The 17,061-nt window shown below is 64.8% G+C and carries 11 protein-coding genes, 1 other RNA gene and 1 pseudogene; 6 read left to right on the top strand and 7 right to left on the bottom strand.

Features of this window, described 5'->3' with window-relative positions; translation table 11 throughout:
* Positions 1-22: 22 nt before the first annotated feature.
* The 4 genes from ACCQ05_RS20365 to aceB form a co-directional block, all read right to left on the bottom strand.
* Positions 23-2,506, bottom strand: coding sequence for a putative peptide modification system cyclase (locus ACCQ05_RS20365; RefSeq protein WP_372392281.1), 2,484 nt, complete (start codon positions 2,504-2,506; stop codon positions 23-25).
* Positions 2,507-2,509: 3 nt separating this feature from the next.
* A complete protein-coding gene (locus ACCQ05_RS20370) occupies positions 2,510-3,586 on the bottom strand; it encodes a GGDEF domain-containing protein (RefSeq protein WP_228962826.1) in 1,077 nt (358 codons plus the stop codon).
* Positions 3,587-3,776: 190 nt separating this feature from the next.
* A complete protein-coding gene (aceA, locus tag ACCQ05_RS20375) occupies positions 3,777-5,072 on the bottom strand; it encodes an isocitrate lyase (protein WP_104543761.1) in 1,296 nt (431 codons plus the stop codon).
* Between the two features lie 162 nt (positions 5,073-5,234).
* Entirely contained in the window at positions 5,235-6,851 is a 1,617-nt protein-coding gene (gene aceB, locus ACCQ05_RS20380) for a malate synthase A (RefSeq protein WP_228962828.1), read from the bottom strand.
* Positions 6,852-6,970: 119 nt separating this feature from the next.
* On the opposite strand from aceB, the gene ACCQ05_RS20385 reads away from it, so the two are divergent.
* Complete coding sequence (locus ACCQ05_RS20385) at positions 6,971-7,927, top strand: LysR family transcriptional regulator (protein WP_372392282.1); 957 nt, start codon at positions 6,971-6,973, stop codon at positions 7,925-7,927.
* 164 nt (positions 7,928-8,091) lie between these two features.
* Here the strand turns inward: ACCQ05_RS20385 and ACCQ05_RS20390 are convergent.
* A non-coding RNA gene (locus ACCQ05_RS20390) (sX9 sRNA) lies at positions 8,092-8,167 on the bottom strand.
* Positions 8,168-8,215: 48 nt separating this feature from the next.
* Between ACCQ05_RS20390 and ACCQ05_RS20395 the strand changes: the two genes are divergently transcribed.
* Both ACCQ05_RS20395 and ACCQ05_RS20400 read left to right on the top strand, forming a co-directional pair.
* Positions 8,216-8,890, top strand: a complete 675-nt coding sequence (locus tag ACCQ05_RS20395) for a helix-turn-helix domain-containing protein (RefSeq protein WP_372392283.1) — start codon at positions 8,216-8,218, stop codon at positions 8,888-8,890.
* Positions 8,891-8,963: 73 nt separating this feature from the next.
* Entirely contained in the window at positions 8,964-9,323 is a 360-nt protein-coding gene (locus ACCQ05_RS20400) for a VOC family protein (RefSeq protein ID WP_372392285.1), read from the top strand.
* Positions 9,324-9,639: 316 nt separating this feature from the next.
* Here ACCQ05_RS20400 and ACCQ05_RS20405 read toward each other — a convergent pair whose 3' ends face one another.
* The gene (locus ACCQ05_RS20405; protein WP_372392286.1) at positions 9,640-10,272 is read right to left on the bottom strand and encodes a TetR/AcrR family transcriptional regulator; all 633 of its coding nucleotides are present in this window, start codon (positions 10,270-10,272) and stop codon (positions 9,640-9,642) included.
* Between the two features lie 100 nt (positions 10,273-10,372).
* On the opposite strand from ACCQ05_RS20405, the pseudogene ACCQ05_RS20410 reads away from it, so the two are divergent.
* A pseudogene (locus ACCQ05_RS20410) lies at positions 10,373-11,439 on the top strand (MBL fold metallo-hydrolase).
* A gap of 104 nt (positions 11,440-11,543) precedes the next feature.
* Here the strand turns inward: ACCQ05_RS20410 and ACCQ05_RS20415 are convergent.
* Positions 11,544-12,298 (bottom strand): IS5 family transposase gene (locus ACCQ05_RS20415; RefSeq protein WP_372360522.1). Its coding sequence is split into 2 segments (ribosomal slippage): positions 11,544-11,971 and positions 11,971-12,298, totalling 756 coding nucleotides; the frame shifts between segments, so codons are not numbered across the junction.
* 384 nt (positions 12,299-12,682) lie between these two features.
* Between ACCQ05_RS20415 and cas1f the strand changes: the two genes are divergently transcribed.
* Both cas1f and cas3f read left to right on the top strand, forming a co-directional pair.
* On the top strand, positions 12,683-13,672 hold the full coding sequence (gene cas1f, locus ACCQ05_RS20420; RefSeq protein WP_372392287.1) for a type I-F CRISPR-associated endonuclease Cas1f: 990 nt from the start codon (positions 12,683-12,685) through the stop codon (positions 13,670-13,672).
* Positions 13,669-17,052 (top strand): type I-F CRISPR-associated helicase Cas3f, encoded by a 3,384-nt coding sequence (gene cas3f, locus ACCQ05_RS20425; RefSeq protein ID WP_372392289.1) that lies wholly within the window; start codon positions 13,669-13,671, stop codon positions 17,050-17,052. Before cas1f ends, cas3f begins: the two co-directional genes overlap by 4 nt.
* Positions 17,053-17,061 lie beyond the last annotated feature (9 nt).

Raw genomic sequence — 17,061 nt, forward strand, 5'->3', positions numbered from 1 at the left:
GTGACCCCACGCGATGCAGCACTCAGTGAAGCAACAATGCATCGATCACTGGCGGTCGATCTGGCAACCATTCTGCGTAAATGCGAGCACGTGCACGTATCTCTGCGCCTTCATCCTTCGATTTTTCCAGAGATCTTCCGAGCGCCTGCTTGGCACGAGTCCGCTCCACCTCAGTCAGGGAAAGAGCAGCCGAGTCGGAATACGCTTCAAGCAGGTCTAGAGCAGCCTCAGGTCTATTTGCGACTGTTTCCATCCTTGCTCTTAAGATAGCAGACAAATTGCTCAAGGTTGCAAAAGGGGAAGATTGCTCGTCCTTTGCAGCCAGACGTAGCGCCCGCAGCGCGAGCGTAGGGTCGCCGTCTCCGGCTGAGACGTAAGCGGAATACAAGGCAGCGACCAGGATGCACTCACGTGTGCGGCCGGTGCTTGAGCCTATCGAATTCTCCGCCAACCGCAACAGCTGCCTGGACTCTCTAAGGCGCACGACTTGATCTGACTCGTGCCCAATGACTGCTAACGCTGTCGCACGTGCAAGCCAATCGTAAGGCAGCTTCGGGGCTTCGATGGTGTTTACCAGAGTCTCTGCCTCACTCTTTGCCTCATCCCAGCGACCCGAATCAGCCAAGACCGTCACTTCTGCGGCAGCCCGCGCAACGGCAAGGAACGATTCTTCCTTGGCTACTGGATGGAGCTCAGCAAGTGCATCTTCGGGCATCCGCGACGCCGCTTTTATCAGAGCACATTCAACGGAGTTCGATCTAAATCCAAGCCGCTTTGAGGCCTGACAGTCGGCGGCCGCCAGGTCAAGACGACCCAATGCCATCTGAGCCATCGCCCTGTACTGCATTGCGAGGGGCAACGTAATTGCCTGGGGACTCGCCGCACGTTGACTGTATTTCAGCACTCCCGAGTAATCATTGGCCAACCGCATTCCTGATGCGGTATTAAATGCAGCCACATCGAAGTCGGGGTAGAGATCAGACAAAGACTTCCATTTTTGCAAATAACCTTTCTCGCTTAAAAATAACGACAATTGCGCGTCGGCGTAGAGTCGTTCGCGATTTGTTAGCCGAGGAGCGCCATCCAGAGCGTGCCGCATTTCTTCCTGTGCGCGCGAGACATCTGTTCGCGAATAAGCTACACGAGCAATCGCAATTCTTGCCATCGCGAAGCTGGGGTCCAAGGTAAGCGCGATAGTGAAGTATTGCTCGGCAGCACCCAAGTCCTTCAGGGCATATGCCCGCTGCCCCAGAGTGAATGAACGCAACGCATCAATATTCTTGGTTGTGACCTTTTCAAGAGGTGCAGAACTACGCCCGATCAGATCCGGCTGCTCACCTAGCGATTTTCGCAACGCTGCCCCGACATCCCCAATTGAAGCGACTACGCTATCTGCGCCTCTTCCTGAAGCAGACAATGCGAGGACGGTAGCTGAGGTCTTAGGGTTGATTACCTCAAGATCGACGCGAATATTCCCCGCAAACTCTGAAATCGTTGGCAGCAGCAGCGCTCTCGCACCCAGTCTCTCAGAAACTTCCGAGCCTAGCTGTCTGCCCATGCTCATTTCGGGTTTCCCCATCATCGCAAGCACATTTTGCGCACGCTCCGCGGGCACGACATTAATGTAGCGAGATTGTTCGATGCTCGTACGCAGAGCCGCCTCGACCGCTCCCTGATAACGGCTGTCCTTCAAGGTATTCTGCAGGTCTCCCACCACCACCCAGTCGCGCTCGGCAAAGGCGATCGCCGGCTGCGGGCGAAGGAACAACCACACAGCGATTCCCACCGCCAGTACCACGCAAACCTCGGCCAACAACGCCGCCGGCCGGCGCCAGAGCGGCACGTCGCGCCAGGCCTTGGCGGAGTTCTTCGGCATGCGCAGCGGGGTCAGGCCGACTTCGCCGACTTCGTAGATCTCCATCGGCGTGGGCACGCCCTTGAAGCGCCAGCGGCCGTGCGATTTCCACAGGATGCGCTCGGCGCGCTCGCCCAGTTCGCGTGCAGCGCGATGCGTCAGCGATTCGGCGACGGCCGAGATCAGGATCTGCCCCGGCCGCGCCATCGACATCAGGCGCGCGGCAGTGGGTTTGGCCAGCCCTTCCACTTCCAGGGGTTTGGCGCCGATGCTCACCGCCTCGTCGCTGTTGCGCCAGGTCAGTACCTCGCCGACGTGCAGGCCTTGTCGGGCGCGCAGCGTCTGCGCATGGCTCTCGCTCATCGCCTTCAGGCCGCGGGCATAGTCCAGCGCGAAGCCCAGCCCGTCGATGGGGCGGTCGAACAGCAGCAACAGGCCATCGGAACGGTCGATCAGGCGGCCGCGCCACTGCTGCTGCAGCTTGAGCACCAGGCGGTCATGCTCGCGGAACAGCACGGCGGCGGCATTGTCGCCGATGCGTTCGACCAGCGCGGTCGAATCGCACAGGTCGGTCAGCAGCAGGGTGCGCAGGCGCGGCGCCTGGATCGCCTCCGACGACGCGTCCTTGCGTGCGTGGGTGCGGGCGCTCATGGCTCAGCGGGTATCCGGTTCACGTGCAAGGCCGGGAAGCGGCGCGGTGGTCATGGCGAGCGCGTCGTGCGTGCACAGCACGTTGCCGCCTTGACGCTTGGCTTCGTACAACGCGCTGTCGGCAAGCGTGTACCAGTCGTTCCAGGCCGCATCCGCATCGATCATGCACAGCCCGACGCTGACCGAGCAGCCCTGCTCGCCCTGGCCGTTGCACAGCCGCGCTTCCACCGCGCGCACGATGCACTCGCCGATGTGATGCACCAGCTCCGGAGTTCCCTGCGCCACCAGCACGCAGAATTCGTCGCCACCTAGGCGGCAGGCCAGGTCGCCTTCGGCGATCACCGAACGCAGCGCATGCGCCACGTTCTGCAGCACGCGGTCGCCGGCCAGATGGCCGAATTCGTCGTTGATGCGCTTGAAGCGATCGCAATCGATCAGGATCAGCCCCACGCCGGGCACATTGCCGGCGCGCCGGCATTCCTGCAGATGGAGCGACAGCCCGCGGCGGTTGTGCAGGCCGGTGAGCTCATCGGTGCGGCTGAGTTCTTCGGTGTGGTTGAGCTGGTGCGAGGTGACGTAGAGATTGTCCAGCGCCGCTTCCAGATCGTGGTTGCGACGGCGCAGCTGGCGGATCAGCAATTGCTCGTTGTTGACCACGCGCACGATCGAGCGGCGCAGGAAATGCGCCACCATCGATGGGTCGTGATCCACGAGCCGTTCAAAATCGGTGTGCGCCAGTTCGATCAGGCGGCTGTCCATCGAGGCGCTGGCGCCGGCACTGCGCGCATGGTCGCCGATCAGCAAGCCGAGTTCGCCGAAGAATTCGCCAGGCCCCAGATGCTTGAGCATCAGGTCTTCGCCGAAATCCAGATCGATCTGTCCGCTGATCACGATGAACATCTGCGTGCCAACCGCACCGCGCTCGAACAAGGCCTGGCCTGCCGCGATATCGCGGGTACGACCGAAGCGGGCGAAGAACGCCAGCTCGTCGGCTGTCATCGACGCATGCAGCCCGTCGGACAGCGTTTTGGCAACGCTTCCGGTCGGTTCGACCGCACCTGCGGTGTTATGGCAAGTCATCCCTCTTCCTTAGGCCGGCCTGCAACGTTAGCCCGTGGACAAATCCTACCGTAGCCGTCTGTTCAGCACCACATCACAGTACTTCTCATCAAGTAAGAGACGAAATGACGGGTATCGGAAGCAAAAAGGGACTCGGTTTCCCGAGTCCCTCCCCCTCCCAGGGTGGCGACATGCGGTGGCCTGCTGCAGGCTAGGCCGCCTTCTCGCCGTGGAACTGCTCCTCTTCGGTGGAGCCACGCAGCGCGGTGGTGGACGACTGGCCCTGCTGGATGGCCTGGGTCACCGCGTCGAAATAGCCGGTGCCAACCTCGCGCTGGTGCTTGACCGCAGTGAACCCCAGGTCCGCCGCTGCGAACTCGGCCTGCTGCAACTCGACGAACGCGCTCATCTGCCGCCGCGCATAGCCATGCGCCAGCTGGAACATGCTGTGGTTCAAGGCATGGAAGCCGGCCAGGGTGATGAACTGGAACTTGTAGCCGTAGCTCGCCAGCTCTTTCTGGAATTTGGCGATGGTGGCGTCGTCCAGGTTCTTCTTCCAGTTGAAGCTCGGCGAGCAGTTGTAGGCCAGCAGCTTGCCGGGGAATTTGGCGTGGATGGCCTGTGCGAAGGCGCGCGCGAATTCCAGATCGGGCTTGCCGGTTTCGCACCAGATCAGATCGGCATACGGCGCATAGGCCAGCCCGCGACTGATGGCCTGGTCCAGTCCGTTGCGGGTCTTGAAGAAGCCCTCGACGGTACGCTCGCCGGTGGTGAATGCACGGTCGTTGGCATCCACGTCGCTGGTGATCAGATCGGCCGCTTCGGCATCGGTGCGGGCGATCAGCACGGTCGGCACGCCCAGCACATCGGCGGCCAGGCGCGCGGCGTTCAGTTTTTCGATCGCCTCGCGGGTGGGCACCAGCACCTTTCCGCCCATGTGCCCGCACTTCTTGACCGAGGCCAGCTGGTCTTCGAAGTGCACGCCGGCGGCACCGGCCTCGATCATCGCCTTCATCAGCTCGAAGGCGTTGAGCACACCGCCGAAACCGGCTTCGGCATCGGCCACGATGGGCTGCAGGAAATCGATGCTGTCGTCGCCTTCGGCGTGGTGCAACTGATCGGCGCGCAGCAAGGTGTTGTTGATGCGCTTGACCACCGCCGGCACCGAGTCGGCCGGGTACAGCGACTGGTCCGGATACATCTGCCCGGCCAGGTTGGCGTCGGCGGCCACCTGCCAACCGGACAGGTAGATCGCCTTCAGGCCGGCCTTGACCTGCTGCATGGCCTGGTTGCCGGTCAGCGCGCCCAGGGCGTTGACGAAGGGCGTGGCGTGCAGCGAGGTCCACAGCTTGTCGGCGCCCAGCCGGGCCAGCGAGTGCTCCACGTGCACGGTGCCGCGCAGGCGCACCACGTCGGCGGCGGTGTAGTTGCGGGTGATGCCGGCCCAGCGCGGGTTGCTGGCCCAGTCCTGCTGCAGGTGGTCGGCGCTTTGCAGTGCAGTGCTCATCTTGCGTTCTCCTGAAGAGGTACGACGGATGGAACGGGAAAGGAAACGCGTGCATGACGCGGCACGCGGCATGGCGAGGCCTTGCGTTGCGCGCAGGTGCGCAACGGGCGGTGTGGAGCGTGGAGGTGAGCGCTGCAGCGTTGAGGCGGCTGCAGCGGGCGATCAGTCGATCAGGCGATAGGCCGGCACGGTGAGGAAGTCGGCCAGTTCATCGGCGCGGCTGAGTTCTTCCAGCAGCGCGATCGCCTCATCGATGCGCGCAGCGCCGGGCAGCGTGCTGGCGCTTCCCAGCCGCGCCGGCAGCGCGCGCAGGCTGGCCTGCAACAGTGGCTGATCGATGGCGGTGCCATCGTCCAGGTGCTGACCGTGATGCAGCCATTGCCACAGCTGCGCGCGGCTGATTTCGGCGGTGGCGGCGTCTTCCATCAGGTTGTGGATCGGCACGCAGCCGTTGCCATCCAGCCACGCGGCCAGGTAGCGCACGCAGACTTCGACATTGCCTTCGAAACCGGCGCGGGTGATGGTGCCGGGGGACGGGGCGATCAGCATGTCGCGCGTCACCTGCACATCGTTGCGCAGCACGTGTTGCTGGTGCGCGGTGGGCATGTGTTCGTCGAACAGCTTCATCGCCACCGGAATCAGCGCCGGGTGCGCCACCCAGGTGCCGTCGTGGCCGGCGCTGACTTCGCGCAGCTTGTCGGCACGCACGCGGGCCATGGCCTGTTCGTTGGCGGCCTCGTCGTGGTTGATCGGGATCTGCGCGGCCATGCCGCCCATCGCATGCGCACCGCGGCGGTGGCAGGTCTTGATCAGCAGCTCCGAGTAGGCCTTCAGGAACGGCTGGGTCATGGTGACCTGGCCGCGCTCGGGCAGCACGCGGTCGCGGTGCGCGCGGAAGGTCTTCAGGTACGAAAAGATGTAGTCCCAGCGCCCGCAATTGAGCCCGACGATGCGCTCGCGCAGCGCGTGCAGGATCTCGTCCATCTCGAACACTGCCGGCAGCGTTTCGATCAGCACGGTGACCTTGATCTGGCCATGCGGCAGGCCCAGCATCGCCTCGATATGCGACAGCGCGGTCTCCCACAGCGCGGCTTCTTCCATGCTCTGCAGCTTGGGCAGGTACAGGTAGGGGCCGCGGTCCTTGGCCAGCAACGTGCGGGCGTTGTGGAAGGCGAACAGCGCCGCGTCGAACAGACCGCCGGCCAGCGGCTGGCCATCGATGTGGACGTGTTTTTCGTCCAGGTGCCAGCCGCGCGGGCGCACGATCAGCACCGCGCGCTCGGCCTCGGGGCCCAGTGCGTAATGCTTGCCGTTGGGGGCATCGAAGCTCAGATCGCCACGCACCGCAGCGGCCAGGGTGCGCTGGCCGGCCAGCAAGTTGCGCCAGGTGGGCGCGGTAGAGTCCTCGAAATCGGCCATGAACACCTTGGCGCCGGAGTTCAGCGCGTTGATGACCATCTTCGGATCGGTGGGGCCGGTGATCTCCACGCGGCGGTCCTGCAGCGCCGCCGGCAGCGGGGCCACGCGCCAGTCGCCGGCGCGGATGGCGCGGGTGTCGTCGCGGAAGTCGGGCAGCTGGCCGGCATCGAAGGCGGCCTGGCGCGCGCGCCGCTGTGCCAGGCGCTGCTGCCGGCCGGGTTCGATGGCGCGGTGCAACGAGACCAGCAGGGCCAGCGCGGCCGGCGGCAGCAGCTCGGCCTGCCCTGCAACCTGGGTGGTCAACGACAGACCGGGCGTGGCGCGGTCGGTGGGGCGTGAGGCGAAAGCGGTGGCAGACATGTGGGAGATCCTTGTGCATCCGGACCTGCACCGTGCGCCGGCAGCCAGTATTTGACAAAGCAGTTTTATCAATGCTGTAAATAAGCTGGACTTATACTCGACTGATCGGCAGCTGACAGATGGCGCCAACCCCGCGTTTTTCCTACAAATCCGACCGGCTCAAGCCCCTGCGTGCGTTTTGCCAGACCGTGCGCTTGGGGTCTGTCTCACGGGCCGCTGAGGCGCTGTATGTCAGCCAGCCGGCGGTGACGCTGCAGTTGCAGGCGCTGGAGCGCGATCTCGGTGTGGCCTTGTTCGAGCGCTCCGGGCGGCGCCTGGCGCCCAGCCGCGAGGGCCAGCTGCTGTACGACATGACGCTGCCGCTGGTGGAGAGCCTGGACGGGCTGGAAGCCAGCTTTCGCGAAAAGGTGCGCGGGCTGGATGCCGGCGACCTCACCATCGCCGCCAACAGCTCCACCATCCTGTACCTGCTGCCGCGCATCGTGGAGAACTTCCGCGCGCGCCACCCGGATGTGCGGCTGACCCTGCACAACGCCATCAGCGCCGACGGCACCGACCTGCTGCGCGAGGATGCGGTGGACTTGGCGGTCGGCTCGATGCTGGATGTGCCGGCCGACCTGTCCTACGCGCCGGTGTATCGCTTCGAGCAATTGCTGATCACCCCGCCCGATCATCCATTGGCGCGCAAGGCCAATGTGACGCTTCAGGATCTGTCGCCGTATCCGCTGATCCTGCCGCCGCGCCGGCAGGTCACCTACCGCCTGGTCGACCTGATCTTCCAGCAGGCCCGCGTGCCATACACGGTGGCGCTGGAGGTGGGCGGCTGGGAGGTGATCAAGCAATACGTGGCGATGGGCATGGGCATTTCCATCGTCACCGCGATCTGTGTGACCGATGCCGATCGCGACCGGCTTGCCACGCGCTCGCTCAAGGATTTTTTCCCCACCCGCAGCTACGGCGTGGTGGTGCGCAAGGGCAAGTACCTGTCGCCGCAGGCACGCGCCTTCATCGAACTGATCCAGCCGGATCTGTTCACCCCGCGCGGCTACGACGAAGGCGGCGATTCGGAGCGTTGAGGCAATGGCGCTGCCGCGGCGCGACCACCGCGGCATGTCTGGACACACCGCGTCCTCCAGGTGCATCGACGCGTTTTGCCGCAGACTGCCGCCATGTCCTCAGACACCCAATCCCGCTACACGCAACTGCCACCGCCACCCGAGTTGCGCACCCAGCTAAGAGCGGCTAGCAAAACGTAGCGAGCGGTCGTCAGGTGGGTGCGGACGGCGCGGAGGAACCGCAGTGTACGCGTGGTACATGCCGATTCCGAGCACCGACCGCGCCCGCCTGGCGGCCGCGCAGTAGTTTTGCTAGCTGCTCTAAGTTGCAGCTGGCGCTATCGGCAAGGTGCGGCCAGTGCGCCGGTGCGGGTATTGCCCGACGGCTGTGTCGACCTGATCTGGGATGGCGCTTCATTGTTCGTCGCCGGCCCTGACCATGCCGCAGCCATGGCCTGCGTGGACGCCGGCAACGTGCTCACCGGCGTGCGCTTGGCCGCAGGCGCGGCTGCCGGGGTGCTCGGTCTTCCGCTGCACCACATCGCCGACCAGCGCGTGGCACTGGATGCGCTGTGGGGCCGCCATGCGGGCGACTGGCAACAGAAACTGCGCGATGGCGCCGACGCGGTGCAGACATTGCACGCGCTGTGTCTGCAGCGCGCAGCGCCAGTGGATCGGCAGATGGCGTTTACTTTCGCACAGCTGACCGGCGCAGCGGCGCCGCGCCTGCCTGCGTTGTGCGCAAGCCTGGAAATCAGCGAGCGTCAGCTGCGGCGGCGCTGCCACGCCGCGTTCGGTTATGGCCCCAAGACGCTGGAGCGGATCTTGCGGCTGCAGCGTTTCCTGCGGCTGGCAGTCAGCCAGCCCACGCTGACCGCCGCTGCACTGGAGGCCGGGTATGGCGATGCGCCGCATCTGGTGCGCGATGCCCGCCAGCTGGCCGGTCTGAGTCCCCGCGAGCTGGTGCAGCAGCACGCGCAGTGATGGCCGTTTTCGCCAAGCCGCAGGGGCGCTGCGCGAGGCACGCTGTGCAACCACCGACCGCGAGGACATCGCCATGCAACACAGCGCACAGCACCGTATCGACTATCTGGAATTTGCCGTGACCTCCATCGCCACCGCCAAGGCGTTCTACGCCGCGGCGTTCGACTGGACGTTCCAGGACTACGGCCCGGACTATTGCGAGTTCCGCGATGGCCGCCTGAGCGGCGGCTTCTTCCACGGAGCGCCGCAGCCCGGTGGCGCCCTGGTGGTCCTGGCCTCCGACGATCTGGCCGCCTCCCAGGCACGCATCGAAGCCGCTGGCGGCACCATCACCCGCCCGGTGTTCGCATTCCCGGGCGGGCGGCGTTTCCACTTCACCGACCCGCACGGATACGCGCTGGCGGTGTGGACGCAGGATGCTGCCGGCGCGTGAGCCGCGCCGACACGATTACCGCCGACTGCGCGTAGACAGACGTTCTCAGCCTTCCACGGTGCAGGTACGCAACCAGCGACAGGCACGTTGGGCATTGCCGGTGCGCCTGCGGGCACGCAGCGTGTTCGAGCGCCATGTCGATGCTGGACGATGCCTGCCGGTGCGCACGGCTGCATTGCAGCGGCAGGCAGAACATCGCAAGTCAGACAGCGGCGCATGGACGGCACGAACAGCGCGCAAGGTAGGAGCGGCACGGCCGCTTTCGGGCAGAGGGCCGCACCCGGCTGCGCACGCGCCGCCATGTTGCAAAAGGCGCTTACGTGCGCCCGTACAGCGCCAGGAACATCGCCACCGCCGATTCGGCCACCTGCGCCTGCTGGGCGGCCGACAGCGGCGGCTGGCCGAAGGCCAGCTGCGGCCAGAACGCAAACCCCTTGATCAACGACTGCAGCTGTTGCGAGGCGAATTCCGGGTCCACCGGCGCCAGGCGGCCATCGGCCTGCGCGGCGCGCAACCAGGTGGTGGTGCCCTCTTCCTTGCTGCCCAGTTGGGCCAGCAGCGCGCGTGCGCGCTCGGGCGAGTGGATGCCTTCGGCAATGGCCACCCGCGACAGATCGATGAAGGCCGCATCGTCGAGCAGGCGCAGCTTCTGCTGCAGCAATTGCGTCAACTGCGTGCGCAATGATTGGTCGGCGCAATAGGCCAGATTCACCGCTTCGGCACTGCGTTGCCATAGCCCGCGCAGGATCTCGCCGAACAAGGCGTCCTTGCTGGGGAAATGGTTGTAGACGGTGCGCTTGGAGACACCAGCGGCGGCGGCGACCCGATCCATGCTGGTGGCCTCGAACCCGTGCTGGCGGAACTGTGCGATGGCTGCCTCGAGGATGGCGTGGCGCTTGCGGTCGGTGAGCCGCTGCGGCGCCGGGGCCGAATCGGATGAACTGGACATGGCCGCATGTTACACCGGCCAGTTTACATTTTCAGAATAAAACTACACTGTGTAGTGCAAGTAGAGCCGTTGCTGATGCCGGCTCCCCTCTACCCCAACGATGGAACCGTCGTGCTCGCCAAATCCCACCCGCTCTCCCAGGCCGCATCGCACGCGGCTTCGCCGCAATTTCGCAACGGGCGGTTTCGCAACGCCTTGCCGACCTCGCTGAGTTCGCCCGGCTTGCTGGGTGGCCTGCGGCTGCTGTGGGAACTGCTGTTCAACAAGCCCGTCCACACGGTGCCGTCCCAGGCGCTGCCGGTCACGTCGTTGACCGCGGCGCAGTTGCAGGCCGCGCCGGATCGCAGCCTGTTCCGGCTGGGCCACTCCACCGTGCTGATGAAGCTGCGCGGCGGCCTGTGGCTGACCGACCCGGTGTTCTCCACGCGCGCCTCGCCGTTCGCGTTTGCCGGGCCCAAGCGCTTCCATGCGCCGCCGATCGCGCTGGACGCGCTGCCACCGCTGGCCGGGGTGATCCTCTCGCACAACCATTACGACCACCTGGACCGCACCACCATCCGCGCACTGGCCGACCGCGTCGGCGTGTTCGTCGCCCCGCTGGGCGTGGGCGATCTGCTGGTGCGCTGGGGCGTGGATCCGGCCAAGGTGCGGCAGCTGGACTGGTGGCAGTCGGTGCAGGTCGATGGCCTCACGCTCACCGCCACGCCGTCGCGGCATTTCTCCGGACGCGGGCTGTTCGATCGCGACCGCACGCTGTGGTGCTCGTGGGCGATCCAGGATGCCGACCTGCGCGTGTTCTTCAGCGGCGACGGCGGTTACGGCCCGCATTTCAAGGCGATCGGCCAGCGCCTGGGGCCGTTCGATGTGGCGCTGATCGAAAACGGCGCCTACGACCCACTCTGGCCGGATGTGCACATGCAGCCGGAGCAGAGCCTGCAGGCATGCATGGATATCGGCGGCCGCATCCTGCTGCCGATCCACAACGGCACCTTCGACCTAGCCATGCATGTCTGGTCCGACCCGTTCGAGCGCATCGTGGCGCTGGCAGCAGCGGCAAACCTGCCGCTGACTACCCCGCAGATGGGCGAGCGGGTGGATCTGCGCCAGCCGGCCACCGGCGCGCGCTGGTGGCGCACGCTGCCGGAAACGCGGGCGCTGGCGCAATGAGCGGCTGGACCCTGGCCGACCTGCCGCCGCAGCGAATGCGCGTGGCCGTGATCACCCGTGCACTCCCGGCGAGCTGGATTACGACAACGCACTAAGGGGTGTCATCAATTGAGCAAGATGACGGAGGCGATCCAGTAGATCGCTCCAAGGAAGTTGCAGGCGGTCTTGTCGTAGCGAGTCGCAATGGCGCGGTACTGCTTGAGTTTGGCAAAGAAGTTCTCAATCAGATGTCGATCCTTGTACAGCACCCGGTCGTAGTCGCGCTGCACCTTACGGGTCGGATGGGAGGGGATGACGATCTGCGTCCCCCGCCGCTGCATCGGTTCGATGACCCGTGCACTGGCATCGTAGGCTCGATCAGCAAGCAAGGCTCCCACCGACACGTGCGGCAACAAAACATTTGCACCTTCCAGATCCGACGCCTGGCCTGCGCTCAGATGAAACGCCACTGGATTGCCCAGCGCATCGACCACTGCGTGGATTTTGCTGCTCAGTCCTCCGCGACTACGTCCGACGGCTTGTGGCTCCCCCCTTTTGCCCCGGCGCTGTGCTGATGCGCCCGGACGATGGTGCTGTCGATCATTGCGTATTCGTTGTCGGCGTCTTCGGACAGCGCCTGGAACACACGTTGCCAGACGCCGGCCCGACTCCAGCGGCTATGTCGCAGGTGGATCACGCGGAAATCACCGAAGCGCTCGGGCAGATCCCGCCAAGGGATGCCGGCTCGGTAGCGGTACAGCACCGCTTCGACAAAGAGCCGGTTGTCTTTGGCGGTGACACCGACGTAGCCGACTCGGCCAGGAAGCAGATCGCGGATGCGATCCCATTGATCGTCTCGCAGGGCGTAGCGACGTGCCATTGCAGGAGAGGGTGAAAAAAGGACAGCAAGCATCGCCTATCCGATCAATTGATGACACCCCCTAGCTGGTGCCGAAGCCAGTCTCGTACTGACCACGTGCAACCTCGACAAGGGCGAAGCGGCGCGACAAGCGCTGTGTGTCAGGTATGCGGATGCTGGCGTGCGTGTCGAGTGGTCAATGGAATGAGGGACGTCCGCGGTATGCGCTCTGCACCACTGCACACCGCGCATCACCGGGAAAGCAGACGCTTTTCATTGCCTTACCATGGCCGAAAAATGTCAGTTCGCCGATGCGGGAGCCAGCTTGCGAAGCCCGCTTGATAAACCTTAGTATCGGAAGAGGAAGACTGCCGACAGGTCACCTACTCAAGGAGAGATCCGCACATGGAAGAACTGTCGGCATCGGACCTCAAGACCATCCTGCATTCCAAGCGCGCGAACATCTACTACCTGCAGCACTGCCGCGTCCTCGTCAACGGTGGCCGCGTCGAGTACGTCACCGACGCAGGCAAGCGCGCGCTGTACTGGAACATCCCGATCGCTAATACCACCACGGTCTTGCTCGGCACCGGCACATCCGTCACACAGGCGGCGATGCGTGAACTGGCCAAGGCAGGCGTGCTGGTGGGCTTTTGCGGTGGCGGCGGTACGCCGCTGTTCTCGGCCAACGAAATGGATGTGGAAGTGGCCTGGTTCTCGCCGCAGAGCGAGTATCGGCCCACCGAATACCTGCAGGCTTGGGTGTCTTTCTGGTTCGAAGACGACTTGCGGCTGATGGCCGCCAAAGCATTCCAGCAAGCGCGCACCCTACGCATCAGTGAACAATGGCAACAGCGCGCGCTCAAGGAAGCGGGTTTCGCGCCGGATGGCGCCAGACTGGATGCGTTGCTGGCGAAAACCCGCCGCACTATCGAGCAGGCCCAGGACAACACCGCATTGCTGACCGAAGAAGCAAGGCTGACCAAAGCATTGTTCAAACTTGCCGTCGATACCGTCGGCTATGGCGACTTCACCCGCGCCAAGCGCGGCAGCGGAACCGATCCGGCCAATCGTTTCCTCGATCATGGCAACTACCTGGCATATGGCTTGGGCGCCACCGCCAGCTGGGTCCTAGGCCTGCCGCACGGACTGGCTGTGCTGCATGGCAAGACCCGACGCGGTGGCCTGGTGTTCGACATTGCGGACCTGATCAAGGACGCCAGCATCCTGCCGCAGGCTTTCCTGTCGGCGATGCGCGGCGACGATGAGCAGGCCTTTCGTCGCAACTGCGTCGAAGCCCTCACCCGCAGCGAAGCCTTGGACTTCATGCTGGATACGCTCAAGGCCATCGCATTGCAGACCGCCGCGACGAAGAGCGCGGGACCGACGCGGTGAACATCCTGCTGATCTCACAGTGCGACAAGCGCGCCCTGACCGAAACCCGGCGCATCCTCGACCAATTCGCCGAGCGGCGCGGCGACCGCACATGGCAGACGCCGATCACCGAAGCCGGCCTGACGACATTGCGCAGACTGCTGCGCAAGACCGCGCGCAAGAACAGCGCCGTCGCCTGCCACTGGATCCGCGGCCGCGACCATTCCGAACTGCTGTGGATCGTGGGAGACGCCCGCCGCTTCAATGCCGAAGGCGCGGTGCCCACCAACACCACCACGCGCAACGTGCTGCGGCGCGAAGACGAAAACGACTGGCACACCGCCGAGGATATCCGCCTGCTCGCGCAACTGGCGGCCCTGCTGCACGACATGGGCAAGGCCAGTATCGCCTTCCAGGCACGGCTGCGCGGGCAGCTGCAGGAGCGCAACCCCTATCGCCACGAATGGGTATCGCTGCGCTTGTTTCAGGCCTTCGTCGGCAACGACGACGATGCGCAGTGGCTGCAACGACTGGCCGACCCGGACGCTTGCGACGAAGCCGACTGGTTGGCCGACACGCGCTACCAGCGCGACGGCATCAACGCGGTGTCCCACTTTCCCTTCCGCGAGCTGCCACCGATTGCGGCGGCCGTGGCGTGGCTTGTGCTCACCCATCACCGGCTTCCGGTGGTGCCGGTCATCCAGGACAACGGTACGCAGGCAAGGCTGGGCAAGCGCGCGCCCACCTTCCATTCCGCATGGCTGGAGACGCCGCTATCGCTGCTGGCGCACGACTGGAACGAAATCCGCCAACCGGCCGACCCCAGCAGGATCCAGCCGTACTGGACACCCGCGGGCACCCTCCCGGTGATGGAAACGAAGTGGCGCGCACAGGCCGCGCGCCTGGCCAAACGCCTGTTGAAACGACGTGCGGGCCGCGCGGACAATTGGCTCGACAATCCATACGTCATGCATCTGGCCAGACTCAGCCTGATGCTGGCCGACCATCATTATTCGGCGCTACCCAAGGCCTCGCCGCAGCGCTTGCACGGCGATGGCCAAACGCAGCTGTACGCCAATACCGACCACGACGGCAACCTGAAGCAACCGCTGGACGAGCACTTGCTCGGAGTGGCCCGCGATGCTGGCCTGATCGCGCATGCGCTACCGAGCTTCGAACGCCATCTGCCAAGGCTTGCCAATCATCGTGGACTGCGCAAACGCAGTGCCGATCCACGCTTTTCCTGGCAAGACAAGGCATTCGATGCGGCCGCCTCGTTGCGCGAGACGGCGCGTGACCAAGGCGCCTTCATCGTCAACATGGCCTCGACCGGTTGCGGCAAGACGCTCGCCAACGCGCGCATCCTTTACGCCCTGGCCGATCCCCAGCATGGATTGCGCGCCACCTATGCCCTGGGCCTGCGCACGCTGACCTTGCAGACCGGCCGCAGCTTCCGCACCGATCTGCATCTGGACGAGGACGAACTGGCGATCCGCGTGGGCGGCTCGGCCAGCCGCGCCTTGTTCGAGTTCTACGAACACAAGGCCGAAGCGCATGGCTCGGCATCCGTGCAAGACCTGATCGAGGAAGACAGCCATGTCCTGTACGAAGGCGTCACCACCGATCACCCCTTGCTAGCGCGGGCGCTGCATGACCCGGAAATCGGCAAACTGCTGTCCGCGCCCATGTTGGTCTGCACGGTGGACCACATGGTGCCGGCAACCGAGTCGCTGCGCGCTGGCCGCCAGATAGCGCCGATGCTGCGCTTGATGAGCGCAGACCTGATCCTCGACGAACTGGACGACTACGATCTCGACGACCTGCCGGCCCTGACACGCCTGGTGCAATGGGCCGGCATGCTCGGCACGCGCGTGTTGCTATCCTCAGCCACGCTGCCGCCGTCCTTGGTTACCGGCATGTACCAAGCCTACCGCGCGGGACGCCAACACTACCGGCGCAATCGTGGAGAAGACGGCGGTCGGGCGGACATGGAGCTGGCGGCCCCTTGCCTGTGGAGCGACGAATTCAGCGTGCAGGTCGGCACATGCACAAGCGGCAGCAGTTTCCTCGACCAGCACTCGCAGTTCGTCGAGAAGCGCGCCACGCGGCTCGCCAAGGCCACGCCATTGCGACGCGGCGAACTGCTGCCATTGGACCTGCCGTCTCATCTACAGGATGCGTCACTGCATGCCACATTCGCCACGCATGTCCGCGATGCCTGCCTGCGCCTGCATGGTGCGCATGCGGAACACGATCCCGTCAGCGGCAAGCGCATCAGTTTCGGCCTGGTGCGCATGGCCAATATCGACCCCCTATTCGATGTCGCGCAGGCCTTGTATGCCGCTGGGGCGCCGCAGGACACGCAGATCCACCTGTGCGTCTATCACGCCCGCTTTCCACTGCTGCAACGCTCGGCCATCGAGCACCAGCTCGACGCGGCCTTCAATCGACGCGGCGATGGCAAGGGCGTCTACCACCTACCGGCCATCCGTGCGCTAATCGACGCCCACCCGCAACGCGAGCAGATGTTCGTGGTGCTGGCATCCCCCGTGTGCGAGGTCGGTCGCGATTGGGACGCCGATTGGGCGGTGGCCGAACCCTCGTCGATGCGCTCGCTGATCCAGCTCGCCGGGCGCGTGCAACGCCATCGTGGCACCACCGGCGACACCCCAAACGTACTGATCTTCGACACCAACCTGCGGCATTTCCGCCATGGCAACCAGGGCCGTCCGACCTATCTCAAGCCTGGATTCGAGAAGCAAGGAACGGACAGATCCGCAAAGCGGTTCCAATTGACCAGCCCATGGCTGCGAGATTCCCTGCTCACGGACGAATACCGCACGCTCACGGCCTTGCCACGCATCCGGCCACGGCCCAACGCGCAATGGCAACCGTCCAGCCGCTTCGTCGACCTGGAGCAGGCCCGCATTGCCACCTGCATGCTGAAAGACCTGACGTTGGATGCATCCAGCGGCTTGTCCACTCCACTGGAGACCGATCAGGCCGCCGTCGCCTGGAAGTATCCGCAAGCTGCCTTGACCGGTGTGCTGCCCCAGCAACAGCCGTTCCGTCACGATAGCCAACCCAGCACCACGTTGGCGTTCCTGCCGGACGAGGACGAGGCACTGCGCCTGCACAGGGTCGAACAATCGCCAGGTGGTCGCGGCACCGACCTCTATGTGCGCATCGAGCAGAGCCAACGGCGCGAGATCGTACTGACTCCCGCCCCCGGCATCGGCCCATGGGGCAGCTTCGAACTGGCAAGCCTGCTAGCCGAGCAGGCCGAGTACCTCGATCTGACGCTGGAGGCCTGCGCAAAAAAGCTGGCCACGGTGAAGGTCCCGGCCAACGACCAAGGCTGGCGGTATCACCCGTGGTTGGGGTTTGCCCTAGCGAAATAAGGGCGTCCC

Source organism: Xanthomonas sp. NCPPB 3582 (assembly GCF_041475735.2).
In the GTDB taxonomy this organism is placed as follows: Bacteria; Pseudomonadota; Gammaproteobacteria; order Xanthomonadales; family Xanthomonadaceae; genus Xanthomonas; species Xanthomonas codiaei.